A 14,132-nucleotide genomic window follows, 5' to 3' on the forward strand; every position below is an offset into this window, starting at 1 on the left:
GCGCCGGTCTCAGGCGGCCAGCCGGGTCTGCGGCATGGCCGGTGTGCTGACCCGCAGGTGGCGGGTGGCGCTCGCGGTGCGCATCACCGCCGACAGCAGCGAGCGGAACCAGATGTGGGCCGCCGCATGCTGGTTGCGCCCGTGCCAGAGCTGGTAGAAGCGCATCGGCGGGAAGGCGATCGGGGAGGGCAGCACGGCCAGCGGCAGCAGCGCCGCGAAGTGCTGGGCGAAGTGCCGGCTGGTCGTGAAGATCAGGTCGGTGCCGGGCAGGAGGTGCGGCGCCATCGAGAAGTAGGGCACGGTCACGGTGGGCGTGCGGGCCAGGCGCTGGGCCGCCAGGTGGGTTTCCACCACGCCGCGCTGCAGTCCGCTGTAGAGCAGCGGGACCACATGGGAGCCCTGCAGATAGTCCGCGACCGTCAGGCCGCCGACGCCCGGGTGGTCGCGGTCGACCAGGCAGACGATCTCGTCCTCCAGCAGCAGCGTGGTGCGCAGGTGCTCGGGCGGCTGCGGCCAGTTGCCGATCACGACGTCCAGCGCGCCTTCGGCGAGCGCGGCTTCGAAGTCGTAGTCCTGGCCGAGCGGCTGCAGCAGCATCCGTGCGCCGGGTGCCGTGGTGCGCAGGTAGTGCACCACGGCCGCCATCAGCGGCGGCGCCAGGTAGTCGGGGGTGCCGATGCGGAAGGTCTGGCGCGTGGTGGCCGGGTCGAAGACGTCGCCGGGCGAGAGCAGGGCGTCGATCTCGCCGAGCACCACGCGCACCGAGGCCTCGAGCTGCAGCGCGCGCTCGGTCGGCACCATGCGCTGCTTGTCCTTGATCAGGAGGGGGTCGTCGAAGATCTCGCGCAGGCGCTTCAGCGCGGTGCTGACCGCGGGCTGCGACTGGTTCAGGCGCGTCGCCGCGCGCGACACGCTGCGTTCGTTCATCAGGATGCTGAAGACGCGCAGCAGGTAGGTGTCGAAGGGGTCGTTGGTGCGTGACATGCCTGTCTCCTGCACAGTTTTGGTGCCTCGGGGCACCGGCGCCAGTCGCCGGCGGGCTCCGGGGCGGCGCTTTGCTATGCCGCTGATTGCTGCCTAGCGATTGGCGTGCCATGGCTGCGTTCCTAGAGTCGGGCATTCCTTTTGCTGCACCACCACATGACCACCCAGACTCACCCCACGCGCCGCGGCGCACTCCAGCTGCTGGCCGCCGGCGTCGCCGCGCTGGGCCTGCCGGCCTTCGCCCAGTGGCCGGACAAGCCGATCAAGATCGTCGTGACCTTTCCGCCCGGCGGATCGAGCGACATCCTGGCCCGCGTGATGGCCGAACAGCTGGGCAAGAAGCTGGGCCAGGCCGTGGTGGTGGACAACAAGCCAGGCGCCGGCGGCACCATCGGAGGCGCCCAGGTGGCGGCGGCCGCGCCGGATGGGTACACCTTCATGCTGTCGAACACCACGCCGATCGCGCTCGGCCCGTTCGCCCTCGACAAGCAGCCCTACGACCCGGTCGCCGCCTTCACCCACATCGCCTACCTGGGCTCGGCGCCGCTGGTGATCATGGCCAGCAAGCCCTCGGGCATCGGCACGTGGGCCGAACTCGAGGCGCGGGCACGCAAGGAAGGGCGGCTGGACTTCGGCTCCGGCGGCCCCGGATCGATCGGCCACATCCACGGCGAGCTGATCCGCAAGACCACCGGCGCGAACCTCGTGCACGTGCCGTACCGCGGCGGCGCCCCGATGACCACCGACCTGATCGCCAACGTGATCCCGGTCGGCATCGACGTCATCACCGCCTACGTGCCGTTCTTCAAGAGCGGCCAGCTGGTGCCGCTCGCCGTGACCGGCGGTGCACGCTCGCCGCTGATGCCGGAAGTGCCGACCATCGTGGAGCTGGGCCAGCCGAAGCTGGTGCTCGAGAACTTCTTCGGACTGAGCGGCCCGGCCCGGCTGCCGGCCGAGATGGTCGCGCGGCTCCACGCCGCCTGCAACGAGGTGCTGGTGATGCCCGAGGTGCAGAAAAAGCTGATCGAGCTCGGCATCGTCGCCACGCCCGAGAGCACCTCCCGCTTCGAGGCCATGGTCAAGGAGCAGGTGGGCGTGCTCGGGCCGACCGTGAAGGCCGCGGGCATCAAGCTCTGAGCGCGCTTCGGGCTGCTTGCGCGAGTTCGGCCGGCGGCGGATGATCGCCGGCAACTCCAGGAGGTTTCGATGTCGCAACATCAACCCTTCGTTCGCACCCGCCGCAGCCTGCTCGCGGCGGGCGGCGCATGGACCGTCCTCGCTGCGCTCCGGCCGGACCGCGCCCTGGCGCAGGCCACGGCCGGCCTGCGCATCGGCATCATCGGCGCGGGCCGCATCGGCGGCACGATCGGCGGGCTGTGGGTCAAGGCCGGCCATCCGGTGATGCTGTCGTCGCGCCATCCCGACGAACTCAAGGATCTGGTCGCGAGCCTCGGCCCGCTCGCGAGCGCCGGCACCGTGGCGCAGGCGATCGCCTTCGGCGATGCGCTCTTCATCGCGGTGCCCTATGGCGCGCTGCCGCAGATCGGCCGCGACCACGGCGCGGCGCTGCAGGGCAAGATCCTGCTCGACGCCTGCAACGCCGTGGCCTCGCGCGATGGGGCCGTGGCCGACGAGGTGGAGCAGGAGGGCATCGGCGTCGTATCGCAGAAGTACCTCGCGAACGCGCGGCTGGTGCGTGCGTTCAACACGATGTCCTACGCGATCTTCGCCCGCGAGGCCCACCGGCCCGCGCCGAGGCTGGCGATACCGATCGCGGGCGACGATCCTGAAGCCGTCAGGGTCGCGGCGGGGCTGGTCAGGGATGCCGGCTTCGACCCCGTGGTGGTCGGCAAGCTGGCCGATGCCCGGCGATTCCAGCGCGGCGCGGCAGGCTACGGACAGGCGGTGAGCGCGGCTGAACTCAGGCAGAAGCTATCGCTGGCGCCATGACGCCATTCCGGCGCTGGCTGCGGCGGGCGGTTCCGGCGACGCCGCAGGAGCTGGCGGCCGCGCTGTGGTCCTTCGGCTATTTCTTCGCGCTGCTGGCGGGCTACTACGTGCTGCGGCCGCTGCGCGACCAGATGGGTATCGCAGGGGGCACGCGCGCGCTGCCGTGGCTGTTCACCGCGACCTTCGTGACGCTGCTGGTCGCGCAGCCGCTCTACGGCGTGCTGGTGGCGAGGCTGCCGCGTGCACGGTTCATCCCGATCGTCTACCACTTCTTCGTCGCCAACCTCGCGGTGTTCTGGGCGCTGCTGGCACTGGACATCGCGCCGGTGATCGTGGCGCGTGTGTTCTTCGTCTGGGTCAGCGTCTTCAACCTGTTCGCCGTCGCGGTGTTCTGGTCCTTCATGGCCGATCTCTTCACGAGCGAGCAGGGCAAGCGGCTGTTCGGATTCATCGGCGCGGGCGGAACGGCCGGCGCGCTGCTGGGGCCGGTGATCACCATCGCGCTCTCGGTGCCGCTGGGGCCGCACAACCTGCTGCTCGCGGCCATCGTGTTTCTCGAGATCGCGGTGTTCTGCGCGCATCGGCTCGAGCGGGGCGCGGGGGGACACCCGCGCGGTCCTCGGCGCGACGAGCCCCGCGTGGGCGGCAGTGCCCTTGCCGGGTTGTCGGGGCTGCTGCGCTCGCCGTACCTGCTCGGCGTCGGCGCATGGGTGAGCCTGCTGTCCTTCGGCGCGACGATGCTCTATCTGGCTCAGGCCAACGTGGTGGCGGCCACCGTGCAGGGCGCGGGTGCGCAGACGCGGATCTTCGCGGGCATCGACCTGGCCGTGGGACTTCTCACGCTGGCCACGCAGGTATTCGCCACGGGCCGGCTCCTGCAGCGCTTCGGCACCGGCGCGGCGGCAGGTGCCCTGCCGGCGGTCTACGTCATCGGCTTTCTCGCGCTGGCGGCGACGCCGAGCCTTGCGGTGGTGGTCGTGTTCCAGGTGGCCCAGCGGTGGATGAACTTCGCCATCGCCAATCCGGCGCGGCAGGTGTTCTTCACCGTCGTCGGGCGCGAGGAAAAATACAAGGCGAAGAACCTGATCGACGTCGTGATCTACCGGGGCTCCGATGCCCTCTACGGCTGGGTCTACGACGCGCTGCACGCGATCGGACTCAAGATCGGCGCGATTGCGCTGTGCGCGGTGCCGGTGGTGCTCGCATGGGCCATCCTGTCGGCGGCACTGGGGCGGACGCAGGAGCGCCGTGCGTCTCTCGACGGCGCCATCGCGCAGGGAGACTCGCCCTAGCTGCCGGATCAGCCGGCCAGCGTGAGCAGCGGCACATCGCGTTCGCGCGCCACGGCATCGAGCTCGGCGCGCGTGCGCCGGGCGATCCATGCGGCCAGCGCCTCGTGCGTGACGGGCGCCAGCATGTCGCCGGCGGCCAGGCCGGCCGCCTCGCAGAGCCGGGCCGCGAAGTGCGGCTCCAGCGCGGCCACCGCCACGCGTCCGTCGGCGCACGGATAGACCCGGTAGCCCGCATGGGCGCCGCCAACCGCGCCGGCGGGCGTGGTCAGGCCCCAGGTGCGCGGCAGCGCGAGCCAGTCGGCCGCGGCGTTGAGCGCCACTTCCAGATAGATGCCCGCATCCGGTGAGCTCCGCGCGTGCAGCGCCGCCTGCAGCACCGCCTCGCTCGCGAGCAGCGCGCCACCCATGTCGGCGTAGAGCGTGGGCGGCAGCGCGGTGCCGGTCACCAGCCCGCTTTCGGCCAGGTAAGTGAGGTCGTGGCCCGGCTCTTCGGCGCGCTCGCCCGGCGCGCCGACGATCGCGACCTGCGACAGCCTGGGATGGCGCGCCTGCAGCGCCTCCCAGCCGAGTCCGAGCTTGGCGAGCGCCGAGGGCCTGAACGAGGTCAGCAGCACGTCGCAGTCGGCCAGCGCCCGGTGCAGGCGTTCGCGGCCGGCCTCGGCCTTGAGGTCGACCACTTCCACCGTCACGCCCTGGTGCAGCGCGGCATAGGCCGGTGGGTTGTAGTGGCCCATCGGGTCGCCCGAGGGCGGCTCGAACTTGAGGCAGGTGGCGCCCATGGCGCGGCAGCGCAGCAGGGCGGCGGGGCCGGGCAGGTTGAGCGCCAGGCTCAACACGCGCACGCCGGCCAGCGGCGCGTAGGTGGCGGAAGTGGGGTTCGGCATCGGTGGGCGTCCTTCGGAGGGTGTCACCTTGGGAGCTTACCGGGTTGGGGCAAGCGCTCTACGATGCGGCTGGCAGAAGCCCGATCCACACCGAAGACAAGGAGACCCACATGTTCCAATCCGATCTCATGGCCGGCCAGCGCATCCTCGTGACCGGCGGCGGCACCGGCCTCGGGCGCGCGATGGCCGAGCGCTTCCTGAGCCTGGGCGCCGACGTCGCGATCTGCGGCCGCCGGCAGGCCGTCTGCGAAGCGACCGCGGCCGAGTGGCGCAACCAGTTTCCGGCGCGTCGCATCGACACCTTCGGCGTCGACATCCGCAATGCGCAGGCGGTCGACGAGATGGTGCAGAGCCTGTTCGAGAGCGGCGGCCTCAGCGGCCTGATCAACAACGCGGCCGGCAACTTCGTCTCGCCCACCGAGGCGCTGTCGCCGCGGGCCTTCGACGCGGTCGCCAACATCGTCTTCCACGGCAGCTTCTACGTCACCCAGGCGGTGGGCAAGCGCTGGGTCGCCGAGGCCAAGGAAGGCAAGTGGAAGGCCGGCGATCCGTACCGCAGCGTGATGAGCATCATCGTCACCTGGGTCGACAACGGCAGCCCCTACGTGGTGCCGTCGGCGATGAGCAAGGCCGGCATCGAGGTCATGACCAAGTCGCTGGCGACCGAGTGGGCGCGCTACGGCATCCGTCTCAACGCCGTGGGACCGGGCGAGATCCCGACCGAGGGCATGAGCAAGCGCCTGAACCCCGGCGAAGAACCCGGCGCCCGCAGCAAGGCCAGCAATCCGATGGCGCGCACCGGAATGATGAGCGAACTGCAGAACCTGGCCGCCTTCCTGATGGCGCGCGGCCAGTGCGACTGGCTCACCGGCCAGAGCATCATGATGGACGGCGGCAACGCGCTGGCCACCGGCGGCAACTTCTACGAGCTGCGGCAATGGAGCGATGCCGACTGGCTGGCGGCGCGCGAGCGCATCGAGGCGCAGAACCAGAAGGACAAGGCGCAGCGCTGAAGAGGAATGGCCCCCACGCTCCCTCACTGCGTGTGGTCGTGGCCTCCCAAGGGGGCGTCAGCAGAGCGCCCGTTGGCGCGAAGCGCGGCCTTCGCCGCGCTCACGTGGACACCGGCCCGGATTGCGTCCCGTGCGCGCAGCGCGCGGCCTTGAATGCCATGAACGCCTCCAGGCTGGTCTTCTTGGGCACATAGCCGAATTCGGTCTTGAGCCGCTTGTTGCACAGCACCGGGCGATAGCGCAGGAAGTCGAGTTGCTCGGGGCCGTAGCGGCTGATGCCGAGCCGCGAGCCGACCGCCAGCGCGAGCTTCAGCAGCGACGCCGGCATCGACAACAGGGGCTTGTGCAGCAGCGCCGCGATCTGCGGCAACGTGAGCGCGCCGTCGCCGGCGACATTGAAGCAGCCGGTGCGGCCGGTGGTGATGGCATGGACCACGCAACCGGTCACGTCCTCGTCCCAGATGAACACGAAGGGACTGTCGCTGCCGCGGATCGCGAGGATGCGCGGCTTGTCGAACAGCGCCGTGATCTGGTTGTGCACGCGGGTGCCCAGGATGGTGCCGATGCGCAGCACCGTCTGCTGCAGCGCCGGGTGGTCGACGCGGTAGTGGGCCAGCATCTCCTCCACCAGTCGCTTGTGGTCCGAGTAGGCGAATGCGGGGTTGCCGCGCAGCGCATCGTCCTCGTCGATCCAGGCCGGGTTGTCGGCGTGGTAGCCGTAGGCGGCGCCGCTCGAGGACACGACGATGTGCCGCACGCCGTGCGCGACGCAGGCCTCGAGCACGTTGCGGGTGCCGAGCACGTCGACCGAGTGCTCGAACTCGCGCGTGCTGCCGGGCCCGGGCGTGACGATCGAGGCCAGGTGCACCACGGCGTCGAGCGCATGCTGCCCGAGCGTGGCGCCGAGTTCCGCGCCGCGCACGTCCTGCACCGCATAGGTGACGCCGGGCACGCGGCGCGTGGCCGGCACTTCGCGCACGTCGAGCGCCAGCACGCAGTCGATGTCGGGCAGGGCGGCAAGGGCGGCCACCACCGTGCGGCCGAGGAAACCGTCGGCGCCGGTGACCAGCACCCGCCGTGCCGCGAGGGGCAGAACTGCATCCATGATTCAGGCCGAACGCGCGGCCGGTGAAGACAGCGGGCGGCGCGCCCACCAGGCGGCGAGCCCGAGGCCCGCGACGATGTCCCAGAAGCCCCAGACGCCGGCGACCACCGCCATGCCGCCGAGGCCGCCGAAGAAACCGAAGATCAGCACCAGCCCGAGGCCGGCATTGCGGATGCCGACCTCGAAGCTGACCGCGCGGCGGTCGTACTCCGCCAGGCCGGTGGCCGTGGCGCAGGCATAGCCGGTGGCGAAGGCGAGTGCGTCGTGCAGCACCACCGCCACCAGCACCAGGCCGACATAGTCGAGGAAGTAGCGCCAGTTGCCGGCGATCGCCGCCAGGATGAAGCCGATCAGGCAGACGAAGCTCAGGATCCGGGCCGGCTTCTTGATGCGCTCGGTGAGCCGCGGCAGCCAGTGCGAGCAGGCCAGCCCGATGACGAAGGGCGCGCCGATGATCGCCACGATGTGCAGCACCATCTCGGCCGGGTCGAGCGCGATGGCCTTGAGCAGCGGCGCCGCCGTGGGATGCAGCCCGCCCCAGAAGGCGAAGTTGAGCGGCATCACGACGATCGAGATCAGGTTCGAGATCGCGGTCATCGACACCGACAGCGCCACGTTGCCGCCCGCGCGATGGGTCAGGATGTTCGACACGTTGCCGGGCGGGCAGCAGGCCACCAGGATCATGCCCAGCGCGATGCTCGGCGCCGGATTCAGCAGCAGGGTGAGCCCGAAGGTGACCGCCGGCAGCACGATGAACTGCGCCGCGATGCCGACCGCCATCGCCACCGGCATGCGCATCACGCGCTTGAAATCGGCGACGCGCGTGTCCAGCGCGATGCCGAACATCAGGAAGCCGAGCACCGCGTTGAGCGCGATCAGCGAGGCCGGATTGAAATTGAGGCGGATCTCGTCGACAGGCAGCATGGGTGGGTTCCTCAGGCGAGCGCGGCGGCAGCCTCGCGCACGGCGCGGCGATAGCTGTCCTTGTGGACGTAGTAGGCCATGCGCTCGAGCTTCAGGTAGCTGTAGCCGCCCGAGAGGTCGGGCGTCGGGCCGGCCTTGGCAAGCTTCAGCGCGGCCGCCTGCGGGCGGCCGTCGGCCTGGGCCTTGAAGTAGCGCGCCACCAGCTCGGCCTGCTCGTAGCGTCCCTGCCAGCCGATGCCGCTGGCCTCGATCATGCCGAGCACGGCGAGATTGTCGAAGCCCGGCGCGAAGATGTTCAGGTACAGCTTGGGCGCCATGCCCTGCCAGTTGAGCCACGTGCGGTCGATGAAGGGGTAGTGCAGCTTGTAGCCGGTGGCGCACAGGATCAGGTCGTAGTCGCGCGCGCTGCCGTCCTTGAAGTGCACCGTGTGGCCGTCGAGGCGCGCGATGTCGGCGCGCACGCCGATGTCGCCATGGCCGATGTGGTGCAGCACCAGCGAGTTCACCACCGGATGCGATTCGTACATGCGGTAGTCGGGCTTCGGGAAACCGAAGCGCACCGGGTCGCCGGTGAACCACTGGAGCACCTTGGCGTCGAGCCGCTGCTTGATCCAGGCCGGCAGCGGCCGCTTGCCGCCGAGCGTGTCGGCCGGCTTGCCGAAGATGTACTTGGGCACGAAGTAGTAGCCGCGGCGCACCGAGAGGTCGACGCTCTGCGCATAGTGCACCGCATCCACCGCGATGTCGCAGCCGCTGTTGCCGGCGCCGACCACCAGCACGCGCTTGTCCTGGAACAGCTTCGCATGCTTGTAGGCCGAGGTGTGCAGCAGCTCGCCGTCGAAGTGCCCTTCGAAGCGCGGCATGCTGGGTTCGGACAGCGTGCCGTTGGCGATGATCACGCCCTTGTAGTCGGCGCTCTCGATGCGGCCGTCGCCGGCGTCCACGCTCACGCGCCAGAGCGTCGAGGCGGTCTCGGTCAGCGGCTCCACGCGGATGACGCGGGTGCCGAAGCGGAAGTGGCGGCGCAGGTCGAAGTGATCGGCGAAGTCGCTGAAATAGCGGCACAGCTCGGTGTGGCTCGGGTAGTCGGCCACGCTGTCGGCCATCGGGAACTCGGCGAACTCGGTGGTGCGCTTGGACGAGATCAGGTGCGCCGACTGGTACACCGTGCTGCGCGGATTGCCGATGTTCCAGAGCCCGCCGACGTCGGCGTAGGCCTCGAAGCCCTGGAACGGGATGCCGAGCTTCTGCAAGTTGCGCGCGCCGGCGAGACCCGAGGGGCCGGCGCCGATCAGGGCAATCTGCTGGTGCGAGGGCACGGGTGCGGTCACAGGTTGGCTCACGAAAGAAAACTCCGGCTTCAGGGTGGCCGCGCGATCAGTGCACGGTGGATTCGGGCGGGGCGGCTGGCGCGCGGGACGTGGCGTCTGCGGGCAAGCCCGGGATCGGCGTGGCGCCGGGATCGCCCGCGCGCGGCTTGCGTGGCTGCCGCAGCAGCAGTGCATCGTGCCAGGCATCGGGCAGCAGGCCAAGGGCATTCGACAGCCAGCCGAGACGGCGCGGCAGCACCAGCTGCTCCTGCCCTTGCGACAGGGCGCGCAGGATGGCGCTGGCCGCGGCTTCGGGCGCCATCAGCCCCGGCATCGCGAAGCGGTTGCCGGCGGTCAGCGCGGTGCGCAGGTAGCCCGGACTCACGGTGCAGACCCGCACGCCGTTCGGCCGCAACTCGGCGCGCAGGCTTTCCAGGTAGCGGATCAGGCCGCCCTTGCTGGCGCAGTAGGCGCCGTTGCCGGGCAGGCCGCGGCGACCGGCCAGGCTGGCGATGCCCGCGAGCATGCCGCGGCCGCGCTCGCGCATCGGCGCGACGAAGGGCTGGAAGGTGGTGGCGACGCCCAGCAGGTTGATCTCGAGGATGCGGCGGAACACCGCCAGGTCGCAGGCCTGCGCGGTGTCGAAACCGCCGGCCACGCCGGCGTTCGCGATCACGGCATCGGGCGAGCCGAAGCGGCCAGTCCAGTCCTCGGCCATCGCCTGCATCGCGGCGCTGTCGCTGACGTCCGGCGTATAGATGGCGCAGCGTCCGGGCGCCGGGGCGGCCAGCGCTTCGAGCGTGGCGAGGTCCAGCCCGACCAGGGCGACCTTGGCCCCGCGCGCCAGCGCCTCGGCGGCCAAGGCGCTGCCCAGGCCGCCGCAGGCGCCGGTGATGACCAGGTTGTCTAGGGGAATACTCATCGGAATCAAAATGTACTGTCGCGTACTTTAACGAAGTTTTGCGGCAAAATCTCTGAATTATTGTTTTTTTGTCTCGTTTATCGAGATTTGAGATGAGCTACTCCGAACTGTCTCCTGCCGAGGAGGCCGAACACGCCGCCACGCCTGGCCTGCGCCTGCTGCAATTGCTGGAACTGGTGTGCGCCACCCCCGAGCCCCAGACGCTGGTCGACGTCGTGCGCCTGAGCGGCCAGCCGAAGCCCTCGGTGCACCGGATGCTGCAGCAGCTGGAAGTCGGCGGCCTGCTGGCACGCGGGGGCGACGGCCGGCGCTATGCGATCACGCCGCGGCTGATGCGCTTCGCCGAGACGGTGCTGCGCGGCAGCACGTCGACCGGCGTTCGGCATGCGGCGCTGCGCCAATTGGTGGCGGACGTGGGCGAGACCTGCAACCTCACGGCGCTGTCGGGCGCCGAGGTGATCTACCTCGATCGCGTCGAGACCGCGTTTCCGCTCAGGCTGGAACTCGGCCCCGGTTCGCGCGTGCCGCTGCATTGCTCGGCGAGCGGCAAATTGTTCCTGGCCCATCTGCCGAAGCCGCAGCGCGAGCGCCTGCTCGACCAGCTCCAGTACCGGCGCTACACCGCGCACACGCTGGGTTCGCGCGAAGTGCTGGAGGGCGAACTCGACCGTATCCGGCGCGACGGCCATGCGGTCGATGCCGAGGAGTTCATCGCTGGGCTGGTCTGCGTCGCCGTGCCGGTGCGCGACGATGCGCAAGGGCCGGTGCGCTGCGCCGTGGCGCTGCAGGCGCCGGCGGTGCGGATGCCGCTGCCGCAGGCGCTGCAGCAGCTGCACAAGCTGCGCAATGCGGCGCAGGGGATTGCGCGAGCGATGCGCTGAGGCCGCGGCCTGTTGTTTTTTTCAGGGCGGGGAGGGGCGTCCACAATGCCGGGTGCGAATCACAAGGATGCCCATGATGAATCACTTCCAGCCGGTCGCGCTCGAACATGCGAGCCGCCTTGTCAACCATGGCCCGACCGTCTGGGTGACGAGCGCCGACGGCGCCCGCCGCAACGTGATGGCCGCCGCCTGGTCGATGCCGGTGGAGTTCACGCCGCCGCGCATCGCGGTGGTGATCGACAAGAACACCTTCACGCGCGAACTGGTTGCGGCCAGTGGCGCATTCGGCATCTGCCTGCCCGGCACGGCGCGCGTGGATCTGACCTACGCCATCGGCGGCACGAGCGGCCGCACGCTCGACAAGTTCGAGCGCTTCGGCATCGAGGCGAGCCGCGGCCCTGTGCTGGGCATGCCCGTGCCGGAGGCGGGCTGCGCCGCTTGGCTCGAATGCCGCTTGATCAGCGAGCCGCATACCGAAGATGCCTATGACACCTGCTTCGGCGAGGTGGTGGCCGCGGCGGCGGATTCGCGCATCTTCGCCGGAGGGCATTGGTTGTTTCGAGAGGACAACGTGGACTTGCAGACCATTCATCACCTTGGCGCAGGCAACTTCGTGCGCGCTGGCGGCGTGCTGAAGGCGGTGCCGCTGTAGCAGGCAGCGGCTTTGCCGGGGCTCTGCGCGATGAGATGCGCGCCGGATACTGCGGCCATCGAGAGGCTTGATTCTCGTGCTGGGGGATTGCCTCGCAAGCGTTGATCGCGGACATTCGAAAGATCATGTCCGCGGATGAACCCCGGAAGCCCTGTGCAGCAAGGGGTCGGCATGAAAATGCCGGCGAAGAACGCTGCGTCCGATCTCGGTGGAGTGGCTGATGGCTGTATTGCTGAGCGAAATCCAGTGGAGCGACCCGGTCCTGCCGGCGGTGCACGATGCGAGTTGGGAAGCCGAACTCAAGCGACGCGGCGCCCACGTCCTCGAGGTCGACCGCCGGGTCGCGCCCAGCCGCTGGTTGCGCGAGGCCGCCTACGAGGCGACGAACTATGTGCCGGTCGCCTTGCCGGAGCGGCTGTACCGCATAGGCAGCATGGTGACGGCACAGGAGAATTCGTGCCGCTACTGCTATGGCGCGAACCGCGCCTACATGAAGGTGCTGGGCTATTCCGAGACCTTCATCCAGCAAGTCGAACGCGACGTGCAGACAGCCGAGTTGGACGACAAGGAGCGCGCGTACATCGTCTTCTGTCGCAGTCTGGCTCGATCGAGGCCACGTCCGGCCGCGGCCGAGCGTGCCGCGTTGCTCCAGCTCGGCTACACCCCGGCGCAAATAGGCGAGATCGCCTTTGCGATCTCGCTCGGCTGCTTCTACAACCGCGTCAGCACCCTGTTGGCGTGCCCACCGGAACAGAAGTTCGAACGCATGGCCAGCGGACCGTTCCGTTGGCTGCTCGCGCTCGCGATGCCGTTGATGAAGAAGTTCGCGCCGGGCAGGCCGGCCGAACCGCCGCTGGATCGGGCCGCGTTGGCTGCCGGCCCCTTCGGGGCGGTGGTTGCGCCCCTTGCCGGCCTGCGTGCAGGCAACGTCATGAAGGCGGCGCTCGACGGTTCGTTCGAGACCGGGGTGCTGAGCCGCAGCGCAAAGGCGCTGATGTTCGCCGTGGTCGCGCGCACGCTCGGCTGCCCGCATTGCGAAGCTGCGGCGATCCACATGCTGCTCGAAGAGGGCCTGAGTCGGGCCGAAATCGAAAGCGCAATGGCGACGCTTCGTTGCCCCCGCCTGGCGCAACGCGAAGCCGGCCTCCTGGCCTGGGCGCGCGACACGGTGTACTACGAACCTTCGTCGATCCAGCAAAAGACACGCGCCCTCGGTGCCGAACTGGGCGCCGACGCGCTGCTGGAAGCCATTGGCGTGGCATCGCTGGCGAATGGGACCGTTCGGCTGGCGATGTTGCTGGAATGATGGCGCTGGCCTGGGTCCTTGCCGCGGTCGGGGCGATCGTCCTGTCCGGCCTGGCAGTGTTCGTCCTGCGCGGTCAGCGCCAGAACGACCAGCTCGAGAAGCTGCTGCTGGCCGCCGATGAAAGGTTGGAGCAACTGCAGCGTCAGTTCGAGCGTTTCGCGCCGGCCGACGTGGTGGAGCGGCTCACGCGTCCGGGCGATGCCTTCGCGCCCGAGCGACGCCAGGTGACGATGTTGTTTGCCGACCTGCGCGGCTTCACGGCCCTGTGCGATCGGCTTGACCCCGCCGTCACGGTGAGCATCCTGAACGACTACTTCCGCCACATGACGGTGGCCATTGCCCCTCATCACGGCCATGTCACCGAGTTCGTGGGCGACGGCCTGCTGGCCCTGTTCGGCGCCATGGAGTCCAACCCCTGGCAGGCGCGAGATGCCGTGCTGGCCGCTCTGGAAATGCGCGCGGAACTGGCGCGCTACAACGCCACCTTGCGTGAGAAGGGCCTGCCTGAGCTCCGCTTCGGCATCGGCATTCATGGCGGGGAGGTGGTGGCGGGCGTGATCGGCACGGCGGGCCTTTCGAAATTCAGCGTGACGGGCGACCCGATCAACGTCGCCTCCCGGGTCGAAGGGCTGACCAGCAAGTTCGAAGTCGATCTGCTGATCACGGAGGACATTCGCCGCGCGGTCGATGGTCAGTTTCGCCTGCGGCCCATGCCGCCGGCACTGGTCAAAGGCAAGGCGGAGCCGATCCGGACCTACTACGTGGAGGCCAAGGAGCAACAGTGACAATACTTCAAGTCTAGATAGTTGACATTTAAACAATCTAGATCTAAAGTTGATTGACCGCGGAGAGATTTGTGTGCGGCTTTCAGCGGCGTTCCTCCATCGCACTCAATGTGTTGAGCGCGCA

At 69.4% G+C, this 14,132-nt stretch carries 14 protein-coding genes; 8 read left to right on the top strand and 6 right to left on the bottom strand.

Annotated elements, in window-relative coordinates; translation table 11 throughout:
* Positions 1–9 precede the first annotated feature (9 nt).
* Positions 10–984, bottom strand: coding sequence for a LysR family transcriptional regulator (locus AB4Z46_RS26710; protein ID WP_442286575.1), 975 nt, complete (start codon positions 982–984; stop codon positions 10–12).
* 156 nt (positions 985–1,140) lie between these two features.
* Here AB4Z46_RS26710 and AB4Z46_RS26715 point away from each other — a divergent pair, with 156 nt between their 5' ends.
* The 3 genes from AB4Z46_RS26715 to AB4Z46_RS26725 all read left to right on the top strand — a co-directional run bounded on the left by AB4Z46_RS26715 (position 1,141) and on the right by AB4Z46_RS26725 (position 4,226).
* Positions 1,141–2,121: a Bug family tripartite tricarboxylate transporter substrate binding protein gene (locus tag AB4Z46_RS26715; RefSeq protein WP_442286576.1), complete on the top strand. Its 981-nt coding sequence runs from the start codon at positions 1,141–1,143 to the stop codon at positions 2,119–2,121.
* A gap of 69 nt (positions 2,122–2,190) precedes the next feature.
* Positions 2,191–2,934 (top strand): NADPH-dependent F420 reductase, encoded by a 744-nt coding sequence (locus tag AB4Z46_RS26720; protein WP_442286577.1) that lies wholly within the window; start codon positions 2,191–2,193, stop codon positions 2,932–2,934.
* Positions 2,931–4,226: an NTP/NDP exchange transporter gene (locus AB4Z46_RS26725; protein ID WP_442286578.1), complete on the top strand. Its 1,296-nt coding sequence runs from the start codon at positions 2,931–2,933 to the stop codon at positions 4,224–4,226. Before AB4Z46_RS26720 ends, AB4Z46_RS26725 begins: the two co-directional genes overlap by 4 nt.
* 8 nt (positions 4,227–4,234) lie before the next feature.
* Here AB4Z46_RS26725 and AB4Z46_RS26730 read toward each other — a convergent pair whose 3' ends face one another.
* Positions 4,235–5,110, bottom strand: coding sequence for a CoA transferase (locus AB4Z46_RS26730; protein WP_442286579.1), 876 nt, complete (start codon positions 5,108–5,110; stop codon positions 4,235–4,237).
* A 110-nt stretch (positions 5,111–5,220) separates the two neighbouring features.
* On the opposite strand from AB4Z46_RS26730, the gene AB4Z46_RS26735 reads away from it, so the two are divergent.
* Entirely contained in the window at positions 5,221–6,123 is a 903-nt protein-coding gene (locus AB4Z46_RS26735; RefSeq protein ID WP_442286580.1) for an SDR family oxidoreductase, read from the top strand.
* A gap of 100 nt (positions 6,124–6,223) precedes the next feature.
* Here the strand turns inward: AB4Z46_RS26735 and AB4Z46_RS26740 are convergent, their stop codons facing one another.
* From AB4Z46_RS26740 to AB4Z46_RS26755, 4 genes are read right to left on the bottom strand one after another with little or no spacing between them, the layout of a single operon-like run.
* Positions 6,224–7,228 carry an SDR family oxidoreductase gene (locus AB4Z46_RS26740; protein ID WP_442286581.1) on the bottom strand — a complete coding sequence of 335 codons (1,005 nt, stop codon included), beginning with the start codon at positions 7,226–7,228 and terminating at the stop codon, positions 6,224–6,226.
* Positions 7,229–7,231: 3 nt separating this feature from the next.
* Positions 7,232–8,152, bottom strand: coding sequence for a bile acid:sodium symporter family protein (locus AB4Z46_RS26745; protein WP_442286582.1), 921 nt, complete (start codon positions 8,150–8,152; stop codon positions 7,232–7,234).
* An 11-nt stretch (positions 8,153–8,163) separates the two neighbouring features.
* Positions 8,164–9,495, bottom strand: a complete 1,332-nt coding sequence (locus tag AB4Z46_RS26750; RefSeq protein ID WP_442286583.1) for a flavin-containing monooxygenase — start codon at positions 9,493–9,495, stop codon at positions 8,164–8,166.
* A 34-nt stretch (positions 9,496–9,529) separates the two neighbouring features.
* Positions 9,530–10,384 (bottom strand): SDR family oxidoreductase, encoded by an 855-nt coding sequence (locus AB4Z46_RS26755; RefSeq protein WP_442286584.1) that lies wholly within the window; start codon positions 10,382–10,384, stop codon positions 9,530–9,532.
* Between the two features lie 92 nt (positions 10,385–10,476).
* Here AB4Z46_RS26755 and AB4Z46_RS26760 point away from each other — a divergent pair, with 92 nt between their 5' ends.
* From AB4Z46_RS26760 to AB4Z46_RS26775, 4 genes are all read left to right on the top strand, one after another.
* A complete protein-coding gene (locus tag AB4Z46_RS26760) occupies positions 10,477–11,265 on the top strand; it encodes an IclR family transcriptional regulator (protein ID WP_442286585.1) in 789 nt (262 codons plus the stop codon).
* Between the two features lie 76 nt (positions 11,266–11,341).
* The gene (locus AB4Z46_RS26765; RefSeq protein ID WP_442286586.1) at positions 11,342–11,917 is read left to right on the top strand and encodes a flavin reductase family protein; all 576 of its coding nucleotides are present in this window, start codon (positions 11,342–11,344) and stop codon (positions 11,915–11,917) included.
* Between the two features lie 208 nt (positions 11,918–12,125).
* Positions 12,126–13,223: a carboxymuconolactone decarboxylase family protein gene (locus AB4Z46_RS26770; RefSeq protein ID WP_442286587.1), complete on the top strand. Its 1,098-nt coding sequence runs from the start codon at positions 12,126–12,128 to the stop codon at positions 13,221–13,223.
* Positions 13,220–14,008, top strand: a complete 789-nt coding sequence (locus AB4Z46_RS26775) for an adenylate/guanylate cyclase domain-containing protein (protein WP_442286588.1) — start codon at positions 13,220–13,222, stop codon at positions 14,006–14,008. Before AB4Z46_RS26770 ends, AB4Z46_RS26775 begins: the two co-directional genes overlap by 4 nt.
* Positions 14,009–14,132: the final 124 nt, after the last annotated feature.

The organism is Variovorax sp. M-6 (assembly GCF_052114385.1).
GTDB lineage: Bacteria > Pseudomonadota > Gammaproteobacteria > Burkholderiales > Burkholderiaceae_C > Variovorax.

What these genes read in the sequence shown, in the direction of transcription:
- AB4Z46_RS26710 (WP_442286575.1), bottom strand. Translation starts at nt 984, where the DNA reads ATGTCACGCACCAACGACCCCTTCGACACCTACCTGCTGCGCGTCTTC.
- AB4Z46_RS26715 (WP_442286576.1), top strand. Translation starts at nt 1,141, where the DNA reads ATGACCACCCAGACTCACCCCACGCGCCGCGGCGCACTCCAGCTGCTG.
- AB4Z46_RS26720 (WP_442286577.1), top strand. Translation starts at nt 2,191, where the DNA reads ATGTCGCAACATCAACCCTTCGTTCGCACCCGCCGCAGCCTGCTCGCG.
- AB4Z46_RS26725 (WP_442286578.1), top strand. Translation starts at nt 2,931, where the DNA reads ATGACGCCATTCCGGCGCTGGCTGCGGCGGGCGGTTCCGGCGACGCCG.
- AB4Z46_RS26730 (WP_442286579.1), bottom strand. Translation starts at nt 5,110, where the DNA reads ATGCCGAACCCCACTTCCGCCACCTACGCGCCGCTGGCCGGCGTGCGC.
- AB4Z46_RS26735 (WP_442286580.1), top strand. Translation starts at nt 5,221, where the DNA reads ATGTTCCAATCCGATCTCATGGCCGGCCAGCGCATCCTCGTGACCGGC.
- AB4Z46_RS26740 (WP_442286581.1), bottom strand. Translation starts at nt 7,228, where the DNA reads ATGGATGCAGTTCTGCCCCTCGCGGCACGGCGGGTGCTGGTCACCGGC.
- AB4Z46_RS26745 (WP_442286582.1), bottom strand. Translation starts at nt 8,152, where the DNA reads ATGCTGCCTGTCGACGAGATCCGCCTCAATTTCAATCCGGCCTCGCTG.
- AB4Z46_RS26755 (WP_442286584.1), bottom strand. Translation starts at nt 10,384, where the DNA reads ATGAGTATTCCCCTAGACAACCTGGTCATCACCGGCGCCTGCGGCGGC.
- AB4Z46_RS26760 (WP_442286585.1), top strand. Translation starts at nt 10,477, where the DNA reads ATGAGCTACTCCGAACTGTCTCCTGCCGAGGAGGCCGAACACGCCGCC.
- AB4Z46_RS26765 (WP_442286586.1), top strand. Translation starts at nt 11,342, where the DNA reads ATGAATCACTTCCAGCCGGTCGCGCTCGAACATGCGAGCCGCCTTGTC.
- AB4Z46_RS26775 (WP_442286588.1), top strand. Translation starts at nt 13,220, where the DNA reads ATGATGGCGCTGGCCTGGGTCCTTGCCGCGGTCGGGGCGATCGTCCTG.